The sequence below is a fragment of the Kineococcus indalonis genome (genome assembly GCF_009906395.1).
Taxonomy (GTDB): Bacteria; Actinomycetota; Actinomycetes; order Actinomycetales; family Kineococcaceae; genus Kineococcus; species Kineococcus indalonis.
Map to the genome: position 1 here is coordinate 1 of NZ_JAAALM010000672.1, position 1,789 is coordinate 1,789.

Genomic DNA, 1,789 nt, shown 5'->3' on the forward strand with positions numbered 1-1,789 from the left:
AGCACGAGATCATCCAACAAGAGGGGGGTGACACCCGCGGACCAGGGACCGGCCGGTGACCCGTCCGTTCCTCCCCGCCGCGCGGTGTGAGCACCACGTTAACCACAGCCCACCACCGGGTCAAATCGCTCCCAACACCCCCAACGCCTCCTCCGCCGCCCCCGGCAGCAGGGGTGTGGCGACCCCGTCCTCCAGCTGCTGGGCGAGCTGCTCCAGGGCCCGGCGCAGGGGGCTGCGAGCGGCCACCTCGCCCAGGGTCCGGCCGGCCAGCACGGCGGCGTCGGCGGCCGCGTCCTCCGGCAGCAGCACCGCGTCGCTCACCCCGGCGAAGCGGTGCAGGGCGGCGCTGACGCGCCGGTGCGCCGGTGCCCCGACCGCCGAGGCGCGCACCCGGGACAGCACGGCCACCGCCGGTGTCCCGGGCGCCACCTCCTCGAGGCGCTGCCAGGTGCGGATCCACCGCTGCAGGCCGACCGGGTCCGCCCCGCCCACCACGAGCACGACGTCCGCCGCCTCCAGCGCCACCGCGGTCGCCGCGTCGCGCAGCCCGTCCTCGTCGTCGTCCAGGCCGCCGCTGAGGTCCAGCACCACCCAGTCGGCGCTGCCCGCGGCGACCTCCAGGACCCGCCGCAGCCCCACCGGCCGCAGCTCCGACCACCGCCGCGGTTCGGGCGAGCCGGTCAGCACCGCCAGCCCGGGAAGCACCAGGGTGGCGTGCCGTTGCAGGGTGCCGGCGTCCAGGCGACCCTCCGTGCCGGCGCGCACTGCCGCCAGCAGGCCGGGCGCGTCGTCGAGCAGGCCCAGCAGCTGCCCCACGCAGGCGCCGCGGGTGTCCAGGTCCGCGAGGACCGTGACGGCCCCGGCCGCGGCCAGCTCGGCGGCGAGGTTGACGGCCACGGTCGAACGACCGGTCGAGCCCGCCGGCCCCCACACCGCGACCGTGCGGCCGGGACCGGCGCCGGGTGCGGCCGGCTCGGCGGCGTGCTCGTGCACCACACCGGTGCGGGCGTGCCCCTCCTCGTCGGCGACGGCGGGGCGCCCGACGGCCTCCGCGGCCGCGACCGCGGCGCGGGCCAGCACCGCGGGGTCGTCCCCCGCGCCCGCGAAGCGCCGGGCGCCGAGGCCGCGCCAGCGGTGCTCGAGCGCCGTTGCCCGCTCGTCGTCGGGCAGCAGGACGAGCAGCCCCACGCCGTGGCGCACCAGCGCGTCCACGGCCTCGGCGTCCGCGCCCGCCAGGTCCGCCCCCAGCACGGCCGCCCGGGCGAGCCCGGCGCCGGCCGCGGCGAGCACCTCGGCGAGGTCGGCGCACCGGCGGACCACGACGACCTCGCGTCGCAGCGGCTCCCAGCCGGCGACGATGCGCGCCTCCGGGGTCCCGGGCACGGCCACCAGCACCGGCAGGCTCACGGAGCGCCCGCCGCGCTGCCCGGGACGGGCACGAGCACCACGTCGGCCTCGACGGCGAGGGCCTGCAGGACGTCGGGCAGGGCGCCCTGCGGCACCAGCACCTGCACGTCGGCACCGCCCGTGGAGGCCAGGGCCGTCGAGCGCGCCCGCACGGCGACGACCTCGGCGGCGGCCACCAGCTGCTCGGGGCGGGGCCGCCCGTCGGTGCCCGGACTCCCGGGCACCGACGGGGAGGTGGACGCGGCGCCGGTGGTGTCGGCGGGCCACGCCACCCAGACGTCCGCCAGCGCGCCGGTGCGCACGCCGTCGGGCAGGGAGCCGGCCAGCGGCAGGCTGACCGCCCGCTCGACGAGGTCGCCGGCGCGCTGGCGGACGTCTGGGT

General features: G+C 79.8%; 1 protein-coding gene and 1 pseudogene. Both read right to left on the reverse strand.

The features are described 5' to 3' along the window. Positions 1 to 120: 120 nt before the first annotated feature. The gene (locus GTR00_RS20120; protein ID WP_205706274.1) at positions 121 to 1,407 is read right to left on the reverse strand and encodes an AAA family ATPase; all 1,287 of its coding nucleotides are present in this window, start codon (positions 1,405 to 1,407) and stop codon (positions 121 to 123) included. Continuing rightward, positions 1,404 to 1,789 (reverse strand): annotated as a pseudogene (locus GTR00_RS20125) (hypothetical protein); the annotation flags it as partial. The gene GTR00_RS20120 and the pseudogene GTR00_RS20125, both read right to left, overlap by 4 nt.